Annotated in this window: 1 pseudogene; it reads left to right on the top strand. The window is 58.8% G+C overall.

Features of this window, described 5'->3' with window-relative positions:
* A pseudogene (locus BHE85_RS27810) lies at positions 1-238 on the top strand (DDE-type integrase/transposase/recombinase); the annotation flags it as partial.

The raw sequence follows: 238 nt of genomic DNA, 5'->3' as shown, positions 1-238 counted from the left end.
GTGTGGTGCGGTGATGTGACCTGTATCTGGACGGGTAAGCGCTGGGCGTACCTCGCCGTTGTTCTCGACCTGTTCGCAAGAAAACCAGTGGGCTGGGCCTGTCGTTCTCGCCGGACAGCAGGCTCACCATGAAAGCGCTGGAAATGGCATGGGAAACCCGTGGTAAGCCCGGCGGGGTGATGTTCCACAGCGATCAGGGCAGTCATTATACGAGCAGGCAGTTCCGGCAGTTATTGTG

This window comes from Shigella sp. FC1567, assembly GCF_001743015.1.
Lineage (GTDB): Bacteria > Pseudomonadota > Gammaproteobacteria > Enterobacterales > Enterobacteriaceae > Escherichia > Escherichia coli.
Note: the sequence above shows the minus strand (reverse complement) of the source record. Positions and strands in the feature narration are given on the sequence as shown.